This is a genomic window from Devosia sp. LjRoot16 (assembly GCF_964252795.1).
Classification (GTDB): Bacteria; Pseudomonadota; Alphaproteobacteria; order Rhizobiales; family Devosiaceae; genus Devosia_A.
On the sequence record NZ_CAXUPH020000005.1, the window covers coordinates 516,658 to 534,432 of the forward strand.

Consider the following 17,775-nt stretch of genomic DNA (forward strand, 5'->3'; position numbering starts at 1 on the left):
TGTTGTCGAGGAGGGAGCCGTGACGGCGCTGCCCCGCATCGGCCGGCCCGCGACGCAGGCGCTGGAGCTCCAGGGCATTACGACGCTCGAAGTGGTTGCTGAGCGCAGTGAACGGGAGTTGCTGGCGCTGCACGGTGTCGGCCCCAAGGCCATCCTCATCCTCAGGACCGAGCTCAAAGCGCGTGGCCTGCAGTTCGCCGGATCGGACAGATGACTGCTAGCCGTCGGATGATATCGTTCGATCACGAAACGACCCGGTTCCAGTTCCGCGCCGCAGCGATCATCCGCCGCGAAGGCCATGTGCTGATCCATCGTGCGACCACCGAGGAGTCCTGGGCACTGCCCGGCGGGCGCGTCGAGATGGGTGAGATCAGTTCCGAGGCACTGGCGCGCGAGCTCGAGGAGGAGTTGGGCGTCGTGGCGGCAATCGGCCCGCTGGCCATCGTGATGGAGGACCTGTTCCGCTATGACGGCCGGGTGATCCATGAGATGGGCTTCTACTACCCGGCCGAGATTCCAACGAGCTTTCCGTTTTCGACCGATGCGGTCTGTCACCGCGTCGCCGATGGTGGCGCAATGCTCGAATTCAGGTGGGTTCGCAACGATGCCGAGACGCTCGCTGCGATGCCGTTGTTCCCGGCCGAACTGCGCGGCAGCATGGCAGAGCTGGGACCGCATCCGATCCATGTCGTCGTGAACGAGCTATGACCAGCAGCCATTTCACCGCCCGCGTCTATTACGAAGACACCGACTTCTCTGGCAATGTCTACCACGCGGCGTATCTGCATTTTTTCGAGCGGGCCCGGACCGAGTTCCTCAGGGAACGCGGCGTGCATCACTCTGAGCTGGTGAAGGACGGCATCGCCTTTGCCGTGCGCAGCATGAGCATCGACTTCAAGGCGGCAGCGCATATCGACGACCTGCTCGAGGTGACCACCGAAGTTGCCTCGCTCAGTGCGGCGCGGCTCAACCTGGTGCAGTCAATCAGCCTGGATGGTATCGAGATCACGCGGGCCGAGGTGCAGGTCGTGGCGATCAAGACCAGCGGCGGGGTGGCGCGGATGCCGCGCGAACTGCTGGATCAGCTCAAGGCATAGAAAAGGGCCGCCGCAGAGCGGCGACCCCAAGGATTCGTGTCAGACTGACGTCCTACATCGCGGCGGGCTTTACCTGTCCGCGGATTTCGCCATCCGGGAACTTTGCCGTGTGCAGATTGAAGTACCAGGAGCCGCCCTGCAGCTGGGTGGCCTGTTCATCGGTCAGCGTGGCGTTGCCGTTGATCGGGCTCGCCAGCGGGTCGGCCAGAGGCACAACCGGATCGGCATTGGCGCCCTCGGCGGCCGGGCCGTGGAAGTGCGCGCCGGTCGCGTCGCCGCTGAGGCCCTCGTAGGTGACGGTCCAGGTGAAGACCTTGGAGTCGGTGTCGTACGTGGCTTCCACCTTGCCGGTAGCCGTCGAGTCCGTGGGCGGAACTTCGGCAGCGGCAGTGAGCTCGGCAGTGAACTTCTGCTGCTCGGCGAAAGCCGGCATGGCGGAAAAGGCGAGCACCGCCGTGGCGGCGAGCAGCGTGCGTGTCAGGTCGAGATGCATGGGGATCTCCCTTGGTTGTTGCTATTGTCGTGGGACGACCGCGAACCCCCGAACGGGCAGTCGAGACGACAACGCGCGTCACCCCAGAGGGTTGCACGGCACGCCTGTGGCGTTGCCCGCTGCGCCGATCTGCCGCGATCACGCAAACGCGAGGAATCGCTTTGTTAACGTTTGCTTGACCATAAGTAAGGCAGTGCACGAGCAGCACTGCCAAAGGTCCGGAAAACCGGGCTTTTCTCTTAAATTTGACAAATTTGAACCGCATCGACCCGACGATCAGGTTTCGGTCGTCGGGGCCGGACTGAGAAGGACCCTTACATGGAAGCCATGGATGCAGTCGGCACGGTCGCTCCGCATGCCGACCTCTCAATCTGGGCGCTGTTCTGGCAGGCGGACCTCGTCGTCAAGACGGTGATGATCGGGCTGCTCGCCGCCTCGGTGTGGTGCTGGGCGATCATCGTCGACAAGTCCATGCTGTATGCGCGCGCCAAGGCCGAGATGAACCGCTTCGAGCGAGTATTCTGGTCGGGCCAGTCGCTCGAAGAACTCTATCAGCAGATGAGCGAGAAGCCTGCCATGGGGCTCGGCGCCGTCTTCGTTGCCGCGATGAAGGAATGGAAGCGCAGCCATGAGCAGAACGCCTCGTCGTTCGTCGGCGTGCAGGGGCGTCTCGACAAGGTGCTGGACGTGGCGATCAGCCGCGAGAGCGAGACCCTCGAAAAGCGCCTGGGTTTCCTCGCCACCGTCGGCTCGGCCTCGCCCTTCATTGGCCTCTTTGGCACGGTATGGGGCATCATGAACGCATTTACGGCCATCTCGGCCGCATCGAGCACCAATCTCAGCGTGGTCGCCGGGCCGATCGCCGAAGCGCTGTTCGCCACGGCGCTTGGCCTGCTCGCCGCCATCCCGGCGGTTATCGCCTACAACAAGCTCTCGGGTGACGCCAACAAGCTGATCGGCCGGCTCGAAGGCTTTGCCGACGAGTTCTCCACCATCCTCAGCCGACAGCTCGAAGCGCGGGGTGCCCGCTGATGGCAATGGCAGTATCGAGCGGCGGAGGCGGCGGCCGTCGTCGTGGCCGCCGGCGCGGCGGCGGTTCGAAGCCGATGAGCGAGATCAACGTCACGCCGATGGTCGACGTGATGCTGGTGCTGTTGATCATCTTCATGGTGGCGGCGCCGCTGATGACGGTCGGCGTGCCGATCGAGCTGCCGCAGACCCAGGCCAAGCAACTCAACACCGAGCAGAAGCCGATCACCGTCTCAGTCACCAACGAAGGCGCGATCTTCCTCGGCGACAATCCGGTGACGCTCGAGGATCTGACTGCGCAGGTTGCCGCGGTGGCCGTCAACGGCACCGAGGACCGCATCTATGTGCGCGGCGACCTGGCGGCGAACTATGGCTCGGTGATGCAGGTGATGGGCGCGTTGTCGGGCGCCGGCTACGCCAAGATCGGGCTCATCACGGAACAGGCCGCGCAGCAACAGGACCAGTGAGCTGATGCGCACCGGGTTCACGGTTTCCACCATCGGGCATGTCGGACTGATCGTTCTCGCGGTCGTCGGCATCGGCATGGGGCGACCAATGGACCCGGAGCCCGTGGAGTCGATCGCCGTCGACCTGATTTCGGTTACCGATTTCGCCAATATCCGCATGGGTACGCTCGACAGCACGGTGGTCGAGACCGAGGCGCCGTCGATCGTCGAGGCAGAAAAGCCGGCCGAGCTGGCGCAGCCGACCGGCAACACCGAAGAAGACCAGCCGACCCCGATGGATAATCCGGATCCGACTCCGGCGCCGACCGAGCAGACCGCGCCGGCGCCCGAGGCGGCGGCCGAGCCGGTGGTCGAACCCGAGCCGGAAGTCGCTCCTACCCCAGCGCCGCGTCCGGTGGTCGAGCCGCAGCCCGAGCCGGTCCCCGAGCCTGTCGCAGAGCCGACCCCTGCAGAACCAACGCCGGTCGCGACCCCCGAGGTGCCCGATCCGGCTGAGAGCGCCCCCAAGCCGAGGACGCATACCGCTTCGCTCGACCAGAAGCGCGCCGAGTTCAAGAAACAGCAGCAGGCGGAAAAGCAGAAGCAGGCGGACGAAAAGGCCAAGGCCGAAGCCGACAAGAAGAAGGCCGAGGAAGAAAAGAAGCGCAAGGCCGCCGAAGAAAAGCAGCGGGTCGAGCAGGCCAAGGCCGACGAGGCCAGCAAGCTCGCCGATGAAGTCGCCAACCTCATCAACAACGAGGAATCGCGCGGCGGCACTACCGGCGCGGGCGGCGAGCCGACGCTCGGTCGTGAGGATGGCCGCTCGGCGACGCTCAGCCAATCCGAGATCGGTGCGCTGGTCGCCCAGATCCGCGCCTGCATCACCCTGCCAGCCGGCGCCGAGGATGCTGATGCGCGGGCTGAGTTCACCTTCTCGATCGGTGCCGACGGCATGGTCAGCGGCCGCCCGCAGATGACCAGCGCGCCGAGCAGCCAGATCGAAGATGCCTATGCCCGAGCGGTGTCACGCGCGCTGCAGCGTTGCGGCCCGTTCACCGTGGCCGCCGGGCAGGACGTACGAGCCCAGTTTGCAGCGCGGGAGTTCTGAGTGACCCCGACGCCCGAGAAAGATGGAGACGTAAGATGACCCTGATCACCCGGCGCAACGCGCTGAAACTCGGCCTCGTGGGCGGCGCCCTGGCGCTCGCCACCCCGTCGCAGGCACTGGTCGAGATCGTCGTCACCGGCGGCAACTTCACGCCGCTGCCGATCGCCATTCCGGATTTCGCCTCTTCCGACCCGGCCTTCGGCGCCGAGATCGCGCAGATCGTGCGCGACAACCTGAAGCGCTCCGGGCTCTTTGTGCCGCTCGATCCCGCTTCGCTGCCGGTCCGGGTCGGCGATGTCACCAACGAGCCGGATTTTGCCGCCTGGCGCGCCGCCACCGTCGATGCGCTGGTGATGGGCTCGGTAGAGCGCGGAGCGGAGGTCGCTTCGCAGGTGCGGGTCTGGGATACGCAGGCTTCCGCCCAGGTGGTCGGCAAATCGTACAAGACCGATGCGCAGAACTATCGCCGTATCGCCCACATCGTGTCGGACGCCATCTATGCCTCGCTGTCGGGCGGCACCGGCTATTTCGACACCCGTATTCTCTACGTCGCCGAGAGTGGGCCCAAGGCCAATCGCGTGAAGCGCCTCGCCATCATGGACCAGGATGGCTTCAACGTGCAGTACCTGAGCTCGGGCAAGGCGCTGACCCTGTCGCCGCGGCTGTCACCGGATGGCGCCTCGGTGACCTTCACCTCGTACGAGGATGGCAACCCGCAGGTTTACATCGCCGGCCTCGGCGGGGCGTCCAAGAAGCTGATCGAGGGCGCACCGATGTCGTTCGCGCCGCGCTTCTCGCCCGATGGCGGTACCGTGGTGTTCTCGGTGTCGAATGGCGGTACCACCAATATCTACGCGGCGGGCGTCGGCGGCGGCAACCCGACGCAGCTGACCAGCGGCGCAGCAATCGATACCTCGCCCTGCTATTCCCCGGATGGCTCGCGCATCGCCTTCGAGAGCGATCGCGGCGGCAGCCCGCAGCTCTACATCATGGGCGCCGGTGGCGGCGGGGCGCAGCGCATCTCCTATGGCGAGGGCAGCTATTCCACCCCGGTCTGGTCGCCGGCCGGTGATCTCATCGCCTACACCAGGCAGTCGGGCGGGCAGTTCCACATCGGCATCATGAAGCCCGATGGTTCGGGCGAGCGTATCCTGTCCTCGTCGGGCCAGGTACAGGAAGGCCCGACCTGGGCGCCGAACAGCCGCGTCATCGGCTTCTTCCGCGATCCGGGTGGCGATGCCGGCCCGAGCCTCCACTCGATCGACATCTGGGGCCGGAACGAGCTCAACCTCAAGACCGAGAGTTTTGCGTCCGATCCGGCATGGTCGCCGCTCAGGGGCTGAGGCTTCGATTAGAGAGGCCGGAGCGGGCTGCCCCCCACCCCTGTCCCCTCCCCGCAAGGGGGAGGGAGACGCTCACACCGACGCCAGTGTTTTGGTCTCCTCCCCCCTTGCGGGGGAGGGGGCAGGGTGGGGGTACTCTTCCAGCGCCGGTCTATCGGGCGAAAGCCGCTCCCCATTCCGTGTCTTCACAGCAACATCACGGAAAAGCCCGGATTCCGGCCACATTGGCGCCAGAATGACCAACAATTAACCAACCACGACAACCCCGCCTTAAGATTACCAACGGTAAAAAAGGCGTCTCAAATCCTTCCGATTAGGAGTCAACCCGGATGCGTTCAGTAACGCCCCTTCTCGCCGTGCTGCGTGCTGCCGCGCTGGTGGTTCTCGTGGTCGCCGTGGCAGCCTGTTCGCGCAATGGCGCCGGCGGTACCGGTGTCGGCAATCTCGGGCCCGGCGGCGGCGCCCCCGGCAGCCAGCAGGAATTCCTGGTGAGCGTCGGTGACCGCGTGTTCTTCGAGACCGACTCCTCGAATCTCACCCCGACCGCCATCGCAACGCTGGACAAGCAGGCGGCGTGGCTCAACCAGTACAGGAACTACCGCATCCTGATCGAAGGCCATGCCGACGAGCGCGGCACGCGCGAGTACAATATCGCGCTGGGCGCACGCCGCGGATCGATCGTGGTGAACTACCTGGTGTCGAAGGGCGTCGACCAGCGCCGCATCACCACCAAGTCGTTCGGCAAGGAACGTCCTGTGGCCATTTGCAACGATATCTCGTGCTGGTCACAAAACCGCCGTGCTGTGACGGTGGTACAGTAGGCGTTGAGCGAGCTTCGGGGCGGAGGTCGCGGCCACGCGATGTCTCGCGCGTAATCCCCGGAGCTCTATCGACTGGAGGCATAAGCGCCGGGCGCCGCGTAATTGGGCCCGGCGCTTTCTTTTTGTCGAAATCCTGCGCTAATCCCAGATCTTGCGCTAATTCGGCGTAGTGCGGTCGATGGCCGCGTGATCCCCACTGGACCCCTCCCGGACCCGACGGAGCTTTGATGGTGAAACTGCCCCCAATTCGTGGATCGGCCTCCCGACCCGCGATCTATGCCGCCCTGCTCGCCTCCCTCCTGGCCTCGGTGCTGACCGTGCCGGCGCTCGCCGCGACCAGCCCGCTGCCGGCCGATGCGCTGCTGCCGCCCAGGGCGATCACCGAGACGCGCATCCATGTGGCGCAGAACCAGCAGTCGAGCGCCCAGTTGCTGGTGCGCATCCAGGAGCTCGAGGACCTGATCCGCACGCTCACCGGGCGCGTCGAGGGGCTGGAGTTCCAGCTCACGCAGATGCAGACGCAGCTCGCCAAGCAGGCCGAGGACAATGAGTTCCGCTTCCAGGAACTGGAAGGCGGTGCTGGGGGAAAACCACAGGCGGCAGCGCCAACTGACGGCGTGACGCCGTCCGATACGCTGCCGCAGACCTCCGCCCAACAGACTCCGGCGCAACAGCCTCCGGCCCAGGAGGCTCCCGCCACTGCCGCAACGCCTGATGCGCCTGCGGCGGCCGCACCGATGGACGATCTGCCGCTGGCAGATCTCAACGGCGAACCGATGGACGCCCTCGGCGACTCCGCCGATCCGCTGCTCAAGGGTGGCATCGACCAGCTCGGCACCATGACGGGAGAGGATCCGCTCGGTGGGCGTCCACTCGACCTGTCGTTGGGTGGCGGCGGGGAAATCTCGAGCGGCGACGCCAAGGCGCAGTACGATGCGGGTTACGACGCCATGACCCGCGGAGACTATGCCTTTGCTTCCGACCAGTTCCAGCAGTTCGTCGCACTTTATCCCGACGATCCGCAGACGCCCGATGCGATCAACTGGCTCGGCGAAGCCCTGATTCAGCAGGGGCAGTTCACCGATGCGGCGCAGGTGCTGGCCGATGGCTACACCAGGCACAAGGATAGCAAGCGCGCCCCGGACATGATGCTGAAGCTCGGCGTGGCGCTGGTCGGCGCCGACCAGGTGGATGTGGGGTGCCGCACCTTCTACACGCTGAAGCAGCGCTACCCGCAACTCAGCCCGGCGTTCACGCAGCGCCTCGATGAGGAAGCGCAGAAGGCGAAATGCCCGGTGAGCTGATCGACAGCGAGGCGATCTTTGCCCCGCTTGCCGAGTTCCGGCGGGTGGGGCTCGCTGTTTCCGGCGGGCCAGACAGCCTGGCGCTGCTGCTGCTGGCGGCCGAGTTCGCCGGCCGGCATGGAGCGCATGACCGCTTTGTCGTCTACTCGGTCGATCATGGGCTGCGGCCCGAGGCGGCAGGGGAGGTGGCTTATGTCACCGCGGCAGCCGGCAAGCTTGGGCTTACTGCCCGCGCCCTCCGCTGGGACGGGCCGAAGCCGGCAACCGGCATCCAGCAGGCGGCGCGCGCGGCGCGCTACGGACTGATTGCCGATGCCATGGCCGCCGACGGCACCGAGGTTCTCGTTACCGCGCATCACCTTGCCGATCAGGCGGAGACGGTGCTGATGCGGCTGGCGCATGGCAGCGGCATCGAGGGGCTGCGCGGCATGGACTATCTCGCCGAGATCGGCGGGCTGATTGTGGTGCGGCCGCTGCTTGGCGTCGATCCGGCGGATCTGGCGAACCTGGTTGCTGCGTCCGACCTGGCGCCGGCGCGGGATCCCGGCAATTTCGATACCGACTATGAGCGGGTCCGCTGGCGCCAGATGCTGCCGCAACTGGCGGCGCTGGGGCTCGACGCGCGCCGGCTGTCGCGCTTCGCCGACCGGATGCGCGATGCGGACCAGGCGCTTGCCGGGATGGCGGCAGCCGTGGTGACACCCCTCGATCCGGTGACCGGCTCCGGCAGTGTGGCGCGCGCCATGCTGATCAAGCTGCCGCGCGCCGTGGCGATCCGGGTGGTGGCCAACCTGCTCGACCGGGTGGGGGGCGGACAGAAGCCGCATGATCTCGCGCCGGTTGAAGCCTTGACCGATCGCTTGCGGATGGAGCCAGCCCTGAAGCGGACAAGTTTGCATGGTTGTCTTATCAGCAGCGACGGCGTGACTATCACCGTCGCGCGGGAGGCTGGCCGGCAGGCGGCGCGTCAATCCCGCGTGAGGTCCGACAGCTCCGTGACACGGAATTAACCGGAAAAGCGCAAGCTCTCTCGACTTTTCGGCCAAACCGCCGCACCAGTTTCGGCCCGCCGATACCTTGTAAGGCCCAGGAGCGAGGCCTACATTCGCCCCAACTATCCGGCGTCTCCCGTGCCGGACTTCAGGACAGGATTGATGAACGTCAATTTCCGGAATTTCGCCATCTGGCTGGTAATTCTGTTCATGCTGATGGGCCTGTTTCAGGTCTTTCAGTCGTCGACCCGCTCGATAGCGACGACGGACAAGAGCTACAGCCAGTTCGTCTCCGACGTCGATGCAGGCAGCGTCCAGTCGGTGACCATCACCAACGACGTGGTTTCGGGCGTGCTGAACAACGGCACCAAGTTCGAGACGGTGTTGCCGCCGCAGGGCTCCGACATCATCTCGCGGCTCGAACAGCGCGGCGTGCAGATCACTGCGCAGCAGCCGGAGTCGAGCCCGTTCTGGGGCATGTTGCTGACCTCCTGGCTGCCGTTCCTCGTCATTATCGGCGTGTGGTTCTTCTTCATCCGGCAGATGCAGGGTGGAGGCCGTGGCGGCGCCATGGGCTTCGGCAAGAGCCGCGCCAAGCTGTTGACCGAGACGCAGGGCAAGATCACCTTCGAGGATGTCGCCGGTGTCGACGAGGCCAAGCAGGACCTCGAAGAAATCGTCGAGTTCCTGCGTGACCCGGGCAAGTTCCAGCGGCTGGGCGGCAAGATCCCACGCGGCGTGCTGCTGGTCGGCCCGCCCGGTACCGGTAAGACGCTGATTGCACGCGCCGTCGCCGGCGAGGCCAATGTGCCGTTCTTCACCATCTCGGGTTCGGATTTCGTGGAAATGTTCGTTGGCGTGGGCGCTTCGCGTGTCCGCGACATGTTCGAGCAGGCCAAGAAGAACGCCCCGTGCATCATCTTCATCGACGAAATCGACGCCGTCGGCCGTCACCGTGGCGCAGGCCTCGGCGGTGGTAACGACGAGCGCGAGCAGACGCTGAACCAGTTGCTGGTCGAGATGGACGGCTTCGAGGCGAACGAGGGCATCATCCTCATCGCCGCGACCAACCGTCCCGACGTGCTGGATCCGGCGCTGCTGCGTCCGGGCCGCTTCGACCGCCAGGTCGTGGTGCCGAACCCGGATGTGCAGGGTCGCGAGAAGATCCTCAAGGTGCACGTGCGCAAGGTGCCGCTGGCTCCCGATGTGGATCTCAAGGTGCTGGCCCGCGGTACGCCCGGGTTCTCCGGCGCCGACCTGATGAACCTCGTCAACGAGGGTGCCCTGTTGGCGGCTCGCCGCAACAAGCGTTTCGTCACGATGAGCGAATTCGAGGATGCCAAGGACAAGCTGATGATGGGCGCCGAGCGCCGCACCCTCAGCCTGACCGAGGAAGACAAGAAGCTCACCGCCTATCATGAAGCCGGGCACGCGCTGCTCGCCATCAAGATGGATGCGTCCGATCCGATCCATAAGGCCACCATCATTCCGCGCGGTCGTGCGCTGGGCATGGTGATGCGCCTGCCGGAGCGTGACCAGGTGTCGCTGACCCGCCGCAAGGCCTATGCCGACCTGGCTGTCGCCATGGGTGGCCGCGTCGCCGAAGAGGAAATCTTCGGCTACGAGAAGGTGACCTCGGGTGCTTCGGCCGATATCAAGATGGCAACGGGCCTGGCTCGTGCCATGGCGACCGAATGGGGCATGTCCGATAAGCTCGGGCCGCTGCTCTATGGCGATGCGCAGGACGAGGTGTTCCTCGGCCGTTCGATGATGCAGCGCAACACGCACATGTCGGACGAGACCCAGCAGGTGGTCGATGCCGAGGTGAAGCGCTTCGTCGACGAAGGCTATCAGACGGCGCAGAAGGTGATCCGCGATAACATCGACGATCTCCACACCATCGCCCAGGCGCTGCTCGAGTTCGAGACGCTCACCGGTGACGAGATCCGCGGCCTGATGGAGGGCAAGACGCCGCTCCGTCCGTCCGACATTGATCCGCCGGTGAAGTCGACCGGTGTGCCGACTGCCGGCAAGTCGGGCAAGAAGCGCCCGGACGCTGAGCCGGGCGCCGCGCCCGAGCCGCAGCCGGGCAGCTGACGCTTCCCAAAATCCACAGCAGGGCCGCCCTTCGGGGCGGCCCTTTTGTTTTATGGTCGTTTGCCGGCTGTGTTTTTGCGCCCGGCTGCCCCAAACCGCCCCAGATCTTTTGATTTGGTCAGGCGTTCGAACCAAAGAGTCTGCAACACACTTCCTGAATGGGCCCCAGGAGCCACGCCGCTTGAAAACGCCGAACCAGCACGCCGACCTCGATCTGTTCGCCCACATGCTGAAGGTGTTCGCCGATACGCCGTGGCTGCACTATGGGCTGTGGCTGGAGGGCGAGACACCGAGCTTTCCCAGGGTGCGGCAGGCGCAGGAGCGCTATGTCGACAAACTCCTGGCGCTGCTGCCGCCAGCGCCGGCGAGCGTTCTCGATATCGGCGGCGGCACCGGCGCCATGGCTGGCCTGCTGGCTTCGCTCGGCTACACCGTGGAGATGCTGACGCCCAGCGAGGTGCAGGTCGGCATCGCACGCGAAGCGCTCGACGGCGCTGCGACGGTGCATCTGTCGCGGCTCGAGGATTTCGCGCCGGGCGAGCGCTTCGACGTCTGCCTGTTCGCCGAGAGCTACCAGTACATCCCGCTCGACGCCTCCTTCGCCAGGCTCGGCGAATTGCTGGCGCCGGACGGCCGGGTGGTGATCGCCGACTGCTTCCGTTCGGCGGGTTATCAAGGGGGCAGGGCAATCGGCGGTGGGCACCGCTACAGCACGTTCCTGAAAGCGGTCGAAGGCTCGGGCTTCGCCATCACCGGCAACGAGGACGTGACAGCGCTTGCCGCGCCTTCGATCGAGATCGACCGGATGCTCTATCGCGATGTGCTGTCGCCGATGGTGACGCAGCTTGGCGGCCTGCTCGCGGACAAGCGTCCGCTCACCCATTGGCTGGCGAGGCACGCCTACGGCCTGTTGGTCAGCCACAGAGAACGCCAGCGCATCAGCGAGCGGCTGGGGGCCGAGTGCCGCACACCGGAGCTGTTCCTCGCCAACAACACCTACCGGTTCATGACGCTGGAGCGCCGCGCTGGCTAAATCTGCGGCGGGGTGGCAACACCTGCCGGCAATCGGCAGCGCAGCCCTACATCCGCCGGGATCGGCCGGTTAACGAAACGGCACCAATCTATTTCGTATGCTGGGGGCTGGGCGCTAGAGTGGCGCTCCCCCAATCGAGGGCTTCTCATGGCGCGCAGATATTTCGGCACGGACGGCATTCGCGGGCTGGCGAACGGCGAAAAACTCACTCCCGAGCTGGCGATGAAGGTCGGCATGGCGGCGGGTCTCAAGTTCGTCAACGGCGACCACCGCAACCGCGTCGTCATCGGCAAGGACACGCGCCGCTCCGGCTATATGATCGAGAGCGCGCTGACCGCCGGCTTCACCGCCGTCGGGATGGACGTCTATCTGCTCGGCCCGATGCCGACGCCGGCCGTCGCCATGCTGACGCGTTCGCTGCGCGCTGACCTCGGGGTGATGATCTCGGCCTCGCACAACCCGTTCGACGATAACGGCATCAAACTGTTCCGGCACGACGGCTACAAGCTTTCCGACGCGCTCGAGGACGATATCGAGCAGCTGATGGATTCCAACATGCTGGGCCAGCTGAGCGTCGGCCGCGACATCGGCCGCGCGCATCGCGACGAAGCGGCCCAGACCCGCTATATCGAATATGCCAAGCGCACCATGCCCAAGGGCATCGACCTGAGCGGCCTGCGCGTCGTGCTCGATTGCGCCAATGGCGCGGCCTACAAGGTGGCGCCGACGGCGCTGTGGGAACTGGGCGCCGAAGTGTTCGTCATCGGCAACGAGCCTGATGGCTTCAACATCAACGACAAGGTCGGCTCGACCGCCCCCGAAGCGCTGATCGCCAAGGTGAAGGAGCTGCGTGCCGATATCGGCATCGCACTCGATGGCGACGCCGACCGGGTGATCATCGTCGATGAAAAGGGCGAGATCGTCGATGGCGACCAGTTCATGGCGGTGATCGCGCAATCCTGGCACGCCCGCGGCGAGCTCAAGGGCGGCGGGCTGGTTGCCACGGTGATGAGCAATCTCGGGCTGGAGCGGTATCTGGGCGGCATCGGGCTCAGCCTCGAGCGCACCCAGGTAGGCGACCGCTACGTGCTCGAAGCGATGCGCGCCAAGGGTTTCAATGTCGGCGGCGAGCAATCGGGCCACATCATCCTCTCCGATTTCACCACGACCGGCGATGGTCTCATTGCCGGCCTGCAGCTGCTTGCGGTGGCCAAGCAGGCGGGACGCGCGGTATCCGAAATCTGCAAGCGCTTCGACAAGGTGCCGCAGCTCTTACAGTCGGTGCGCTACAAGGAGGGCAAGCCCCTTGAGCACAAGCTGGTGCAGCAGGCGATCAAGGAAAGCCAGGCCCGCCTCGGTGACACCGGGCGGCTGGTCATCCGCCCCTCCGGCACCGAGCCGGTGATCCGGGTGATGGCCGAGAGCGACGACGAAGGCCTGGTCCTCGCCGTGGTCACCGAGATCGCTGCGACGATCAAGAAGGTCGCCTAACCGCTCAGCCATTCTGGCGGGTTAGCAGTAGAGAGGCGGCTGACCCATCGTGCCCTCCAGGACCCCCTCTCTTGCAAAATCTAAGGCTTAGCCAAACGGCTAAACTTAGGATTTTGCTTTCTCCCCCGCCAAGGGGGAGATGATCGGTGCCCTCCATATGCATCGGAGTATCAGTCGGGACTCTCCCCCTTGGCGGGGGGAGAAAGCGAAAACTTGGGCTTAGCGCAGCTAAGTCCTTAGTTTTCGCCAGAGAGGGGGTCGCGGGGAGCCGCCGGGTTTTGCAGCATCCCTCATCCGGCGCTTCCATATGCGATTGCCCTGCTGTTGAGGGGGAGGGGACAGGGGCGCGCCGGCCTCAAGTAACCGCCTGCCTGAGCAAGACTTCGTTAACGCATCTCCTTCACTCGACATTAGGGTTATCCGTTAGGGTTAAGTGGGCTTTAAGAAAAGGCAGGCAAGATGGGGTCACTCGACTGGTGTCGTCGTGGCAACAAGGACCCTGCAATATGCGTAGATATTTTGCCTCAGCGGCTGCGGTAGGAACCGCCCTGCTGCTCGCCGGCCCCGTGATGGCGGCCGATATGCCCGAATATCCCGAGATCCCCGAAGTCGATTACGACATCGGCGGCTCGTTCTACCTGCGCGGCTCGGCCGCACTGAACTGGCACTGGGCGCCGGAAGTGGTGCACCCGGCAAATGCCGAGATCAATGAAATCGTCGAGTACGGCTACGGCTACAGCTGGGGCGCGGGCTTCGGTTACGAGACCGGTACGGGTCTGCGTTTTGATGGCACGATCGACTCGGTCGAGACCAAGGGCCTGAAGATCACCAAAGTCGCGCCCGATCCGGATCCGGGTGACTACACCCTGATGCTGCGCTCGACCGTTGCGCTCGCCAACATTTACTACGACTTCGGCCTCGGCGGCGATTTCAGCTACTCTTCGGGGGCAGGCGGCGCCTTCGGCTATGTCGGCGCCGGCGCCGGCGTGGCCTGGAACCATGCCGAGATCAACTCGCCGATCAACGCCGACGTGCCAGTCCCGACCGGCGGCAATGTGAGCGCGGCGGCGGCAGTGATGGTCGGCGTCGGCTACGACATGGGCAACTGGGTGGCGGATGTGGGCTATCGCGGCCTCTACATCAACCAGATCAACAACGCCCCGACCGATCCAGCGACCACCAGCTACTACGAGATCGACAACAACTGGATCCACGAGCTGCGCGGCACGGTCCGCTACCGCTTCAACTAAGCAGCCGTTGGACGACACCAGTCCGACCTGGAACGGCGCCCAGAAGGGGCGCCGTTCTTGCTTTCTGTCAGCGAACTGTCAGGTTCGGCAGCATAGCTTTTCGCTATGCAAATCAATGGTATCGGCAAACTCCACGCGGATGGCGAAACGCTCGCCGAGGTAGAATTTACTCTCATCACCACCCCGGGCTTTCCGGCCGGACGGGGGGAGCTCCGCTGCGAAACACCGGCGCTGCACGAGGCATACGGGGCCACAGAGGCGTCATTGTTCCTGAGTGACCTGGCGATCCCGGTGCCCATCATGATCGTTGGAGCGCCTGATGGCTCGACCGCGGACTTCGTCACGCTGGGTGTAGCCCCGCGCGACTGGAGCGTGTGAACGCCGAACCCCAGGCGCACAGGTCCCGCACCGGACGGCTTACCAGGAGAAATTGACGCCGGCCCGACCGCCGGTCGTCCCACGACTGAGCCCGACACCGACCGCGCCGGTTATGGTCAGGCCGTCGGTCGCGACGATGGCGCCACCGACCCCAACGGCGCTTTCTCCATTGAAGGTGCCGAAGTTGACGGCGGCGCCGAAGGTCTTGCCCGTATCGACCGTCGCGGTCGGCAAAGCGAGGCTCAGTGCCACGCCTTCATTGGCGTCCCGCACCTGCTCGAGCATCTCGCTCTCGCCGTTGATGGTGCCATCCGGGCTTTGCTTCTTTGTTTCGCCGGTGTTGGCGTTGTAGCAGGTCTCGGTGCCAGGGATGTAGAACCATCCCGCCCCGTACAGGGGGCAAACCCGAACATATTCGATGGCAGCGTAGGTGGGCGTAGAACAGAAGATCGCCGCGGAGGCCGCGACGGCAAGCAGAATGCGCATAGTGATTTGCCCCAAATTAACACGGGCATTATCGCCAGGGCCTCGGCAGGTACAAGCCGAAGTAACGAACCAAGCGGTTACTTTTCGCGTGCATTTTCTGAGGGTTCGTCGCCCGACTCAGTGTCAATCGCTATAACGAGTGACATGAATCCCCCCACCGTCACCGTTGAAGACCGCACCCTCGCTCGTGCCGACGTCGTCGCCCTTCAGGGCGATGATCCCACCCGCCTCCTCGGCTGCAATCTCGATGAAGCCAAGCTCGCCGACCTCGATCTCACCGGTTGGGTGTTCGAGCGTTGCAGCTTCGCGCGCACCGATTTCGGCAAGGCCGAGCTCGAGCTTGCCCGCTTCCTCAACTGCCGCGGCGCCTTCGCGCTGTTCCGTGGCGCCAATCTCGAGGATGCGGCGTTCCGCGCGTCGGACTTCAACAATGCGAGCTTTCGCGGGGCGACGCTGTCGTCCGTATCATTCGAGGATTGCAAGCTCACCGGCTGCGACATGGCCGATGCCAGGTCGATGGATGTTCGGTTCACCAATACGCTGCTGGTCTCGGCCAAGCTCCCCGGCTTCAGTTTCCGCAAGGAGACGCTGGTCGGCGTCGACCTCAGCTCCGCCGACCTCGCCAGATGCGATTTCCGTGAGGCCAGCTTCGAGAACTGTTCGATCCGCGAGGCCAATATCGAGGAAGCGCGGTTCCAGGATGCCGACCTGCGCGGCGCCGACCTGGGCGGTTTGTCGATCCTGGCGCAGGCCGGCCGCTTCAAGGGCGCAGTGGTGTCGGCGGCGCAGGCGGAACTGATCCTCAGCCAAACCGGGCTCAAGGTGCGGGCGCGGTAGGTGAGCGGCCCAGTATGGTGCCGCGCTACTGCGGGCTGAGTGCGACGCTGCCGCCCAGTACCTTCTCTACGCCACCAAGGGGTGGCTTCGCGCCAACGCGGGTCACAATGTGGCAGTCGGCTGTGGCGCTTGGGCACCTCACAACAGTGACGGTGCCACCATTGTTGACCTCGAAGACCAACTCGCCGTCCTTGTGCTGCATCGATTTGCAGGCGGGGCCGCGGTCGATGCAGGCGCCGGCAGCTTGTCGTCCGGTCATTGCGAAGGCTGGCGTGACCAGAGCGGGGAGAACGAAGACGAGTGCGAGCAATCTCATGGCAGGCATGGTTGGTCTCCTGTTGGCGTCAGCCATTCGACGCCAGGCAGGAGCGCGCCTATCGCTATGAACCCGGTGTGAACTCCTCTCCGAGCTGAAACCGTTCGAACCGTCCCAGCTCGTCCTCGAGCATGGCCTTGTGCTCGGCGGCATTGCCCTTGCCCACCCAGTGCCAGGCCTGGATCAGCACCTTGCCGGCTGCCCGGTCGGTCTTCAGGTCCAGCGCCGCGACGATCTCGTCGCCGGCCAGCACCGGCAGGGTGAAGTAGCCGAACTTGCGCTTGGCCTTGGGCACATAGGCCTCGAACACATGGTCGTAGCCGAAGAACAGGCTGGTGCGGCGGCGCTGGATGGCCAGCGGGTCGAACGGCGAGAGGATGTGCACCAGCGGCGGGCCCTTGGGCTCCGGCGCTTCCAGCGCTTCGGGTGTTGCATAGTGCAACGTCGGATCGTCGCCGATGGTCACCGGCAGCAGCGCTTTCTTCCGCCGCCTGGTCTCGATCTGCTTGGCCAGTTCGGGCGGGAAGCGGAGCTTGGGGTGCATCACCGATGGGCCGCTGATCAGCCCTTGCGATGTCAGCGCCCGATCGAGCAGGTAGGCATCGATCTGCCTCGATGTCGCCGCCTTGGGCAGCTTGCCGAAATGCCGCGATATCAACTCGTAGGTCTTCACCATGCCGATGCGTTCGGAAATGGTCAGTTCGCCCGAAAAGAAGCCGTATTGCAGCACGCGCTTAGATGGCTTGCGGCTGCCCCATGGGTGGTCCTTTTCCACCAGCTCGTCGGTATCGATGTCTCGGATCGAGATGGCGCCATCTTTCTTGATCTGGCGCAGCAGTTTTTTCAGGTCGTTGGGGTCGGCATCGGCATACCAGCGCATCGGTTCGCTGCGATGCTGCTTCATCTCGTCGATGTAGAACGGCAAATCGCGCACCGGCACATAGGCCAGGGCATGGGTCCAGTACTCGAACACCGACTTGTCGACCGATTGCGCCTGCGTCAGGTCGCTGCGCCGATAGTTCGGGATGCGGGTGAACAGGATGTGGTGGTGGGCGCGCTCGATGACGTTGATGGTGTCGATCTGCACATAGCCCAGCTGCTCCACCGCCTGGCGGGTCGCCTCGGGGCCGGCGCCGAACGGTTCGCGTTCATCGAGCCGCTGGGCATGCAGCCAGATCCGGCGGGCGTGGGGCAGGGTGAGGTTGAGCAGCTTTTTCATGCTGACAAGCCTAGCGCATCATCCTGCCAGCGGGT

At 64.9% G+C, this 17,775-nt stretch carries 20 protein-coding genes; 16 read left to right on the forward strand and 4 right to left on the reverse strand.

The window, feature by feature from the left end:
• Positions 1–19: 19 nt before the first annotated feature.
• Genes ACSQ23_RS23845 through ACSQ23_RS23855 form a run of 3 tightly spaced genes read left to right on the forward strand, consistent with a single transcriptional unit; the run spans position 20 to position 1,097 of the window.
• Complete coding sequence (locus ACSQ23_RS23845) at positions 20–214, forward strand: hypothetical protein (RefSeq protein ID WP_436092119.1); 195 nt, start codon at positions 20–22, stop codon at positions 212–214.
• The gene (locus ACSQ23_RS23850) at positions 211–708 is read left to right on the forward strand and encodes an NUDIX domain-containing protein (RefSeq protein ID WP_436092120.1); all 498 of its coding nucleotides are present in this window, start codon (positions 211–213) and stop codon (positions 706–708) included. Before ACSQ23_RS23845 ends, ACSQ23_RS23850 begins: the two co-directional genes overlap by 4 nt.
• Entirely contained in the window at positions 705–1,097 is a 393-nt protein-coding gene (locus ACSQ23_RS23855) for a YbgC/FadM family acyl-CoA thioesterase (RefSeq protein ID WP_436092121.1), read from the forward strand. The genes ACSQ23_RS23850 and ACSQ23_RS23855 overlap by 4 nt, the downstream gene beginning before the upstream one ends.
• A 52-nt stretch (positions 1,098–1,149) precedes the next feature.
• Here ACSQ23_RS23855 and ACSQ23_RS23860 read toward each other — a convergent pair whose 3' ends face one another.
• Positions 1,150–1,590 (reverse strand): CHRD domain-containing protein, encoded by a 441-nt coding sequence (locus tag ACSQ23_RS23860; protein WP_436092122.1) that lies wholly within the window; start codon positions 1,588–1,590, stop codon positions 1,150–1,152.
• Positions 1,591–1,917: 327 nt separating this feature from the next.
• On the opposite strand from ACSQ23_RS23860, the gene tolQ reads away from it, so the two are divergent.
• From tolQ to ACSQ23_RS23920, 12 genes are all read left to right on the forward strand, one after another.
• Entirely contained in the window at positions 1,918–2,622 is a 705-nt protein-coding gene (tolQ, locus tag ACSQ23_RS23865) for a protein TolQ (RefSeq protein ID WP_436092161.1), read from the forward strand.
• On the forward strand, positions 2,622–3,086 hold the full coding sequence (gene tolR, locus ACSQ23_RS23870) for a protein TolR (protein WP_436092123.1): 465 nt from the start codon (positions 2,622–2,624) through the stop codon (positions 3,084–3,086). The genes tolQ and tolR overlap by 1 nt, the downstream gene beginning before the upstream one ends.
• Positions 3,087–3,090: 4 nt before the next feature.
• Entirely contained in the window at positions 3,091–4,173 is a 1,083-nt protein-coding gene (locus tag ACSQ23_RS23875) for a hypothetical protein (RefSeq protein ID WP_436092124.1), read from the forward strand.
• Positions 4,174–4,208: 35 nt separating this feature from the next.
• On the forward strand, positions 4,209–5,516 hold the full coding sequence (gene tolB, locus ACSQ23_RS23880; RefSeq protein WP_055883164.1) for a Tol-Pal system beta propeller repeat protein TolB: 1,308 nt from the start codon (positions 4,209–4,211) through the stop codon (positions 5,514–5,516).
• A 329-nt stretch (positions 5,517–5,845) separates the two neighbouring features.
• Positions 5,846–6,337 (forward strand): peptidoglycan-associated lipoprotein Pal, encoded by a 492-nt coding sequence (gene pal / locus ACSQ23_RS23885; protein ID WP_055999663.1) that lies wholly within the window; start codon positions 5,846–5,848, stop codon positions 6,335–6,337.
• Positions 6,338–6,567: 230 nt separating this feature from the next.
• On the forward strand, positions 6,568–7,641 hold the full coding sequence (ybgF, locus tag ACSQ23_RS23890) for a tol-pal system protein YbgF (protein WP_436092125.1): 1,074 nt from the start codon (positions 6,568–6,570) through the stop codon (positions 7,639–7,641).
• Positions 7,626–8,651: a tRNA lysidine(34) synthetase TilS gene (gene tilS / locus ACSQ23_RS23895; protein ID WP_436092126.1), complete on the forward strand. Its 1,026-nt coding sequence runs from the start codon at positions 7,626–7,628 to the stop codon at positions 8,649–8,651. Before ybgF ends, tilS begins: the two co-directional genes overlap by 16 nt.
• Before the next feature lie 144 nt (positions 8,652–8,795).
• A complete protein-coding gene (gene ftsH, locus ACSQ23_RS23900; protein ID WP_055883172.1) occupies positions 8,796–10,730 on the forward strand; it encodes an ATP-dependent zinc metalloprotease FtsH in 1,935 nt (644 codons plus the stop codon).
• A gap of 181 nt (positions 10,731–10,911) precedes the next feature.
• Positions 10,912–11,763: a class I SAM-dependent methyltransferase gene (locus ACSQ23_RS23905; protein WP_436092127.1), complete on the forward strand. Its 852-nt coding sequence runs from the start codon at positions 10,912–10,914 to the stop codon at positions 11,761–11,763.
• A gap of 147 nt (positions 11,764–11,910) precedes the next feature.
• Positions 11,911–13,254 carry a phosphoglucosamine mutase gene (glmM, locus tag ACSQ23_RS23910; protein ID WP_055883176.1) on the forward strand — a complete coding sequence of 448 codons (1,344 nt, stop codon included), beginning with the start codon at positions 11,911–11,913 and terminating at the stop codon, positions 13,252–13,254.
• A 506-nt stretch (positions 13,255–13,760) separates the two neighbouring features.
• Positions 13,761–14,504 carry an outer membrane protein gene (locus ACSQ23_RS23915; RefSeq protein ID WP_436092128.1) on the forward strand — a complete coding sequence of 248 codons (744 nt, stop codon included), beginning with the start codon at positions 13,761–13,763 and terminating at the stop codon, positions 14,502–14,504.
• 105 nt (positions 14,505–14,609) lie between these two features.
• Positions 14,610–14,882, forward strand: coding sequence for a hypothetical protein (locus ACSQ23_RS23920; RefSeq protein WP_055883180.1), 273 nt, complete (start codon positions 14,610–14,612; stop codon positions 14,880–14,882).
• A gap of 39 nt (positions 14,883–14,921) precedes the next feature.
• On the opposite strand, the gene ACSQ23_RS23925 is transcribed toward ACSQ23_RS23920, so the two are convergent.
• Positions 14,922–15,368 carry a porin gene (locus tag ACSQ23_RS23925; protein WP_055883182.1) on the reverse strand — a complete coding sequence of 149 codons (447 nt, stop codon included), beginning with the start codon at positions 15,366–15,368 and terminating at the stop codon, positions 14,922–14,924.
• Between the two features lie 144 nt (positions 15,369–15,512).
• Between ACSQ23_RS23925 and ACSQ23_RS23930 the strand changes: the two genes are divergently transcribed.
• Positions 15,513–16,205: a pentapeptide repeat-containing protein gene (locus tag ACSQ23_RS23930; RefSeq protein ID WP_055883184.1), complete on the forward strand. Its 693-nt coding sequence runs from the start codon at positions 15,513–15,515 to the stop codon at positions 16,203–16,205.
• Between the two features lie 25 nt (positions 16,206–16,230).
• Here ACSQ23_RS23930 and ACSQ23_RS23935 read toward each other — a convergent pair whose 3' ends face one another.
• Both ACSQ23_RS23935 and ACSQ23_RS23940 read right to left on the reverse strand, forming a co-directional pair.
• The gene (locus tag ACSQ23_RS23935) at positions 16,231–16,530 is read right to left on the reverse strand and encodes a hypothetical protein (protein ID WP_055883186.1); all 300 of its coding nucleotides are present in this window, start codon (positions 16,528–16,530) and stop codon (positions 16,231–16,233) included.
• A 55-nt stretch (positions 16,531–16,585) separates the two neighbouring features.
• Complete coding sequence (locus ACSQ23_RS23940; protein WP_436092129.1) at positions 16,586–17,740, reverse strand: winged helix-turn-helix domain-containing protein; 1,155 nt, start codon at positions 17,738–17,740, stop codon at positions 16,586–16,588.
• Between the last annotated feature and the right edge of the window lie 35 nt (positions 17,741–17,775).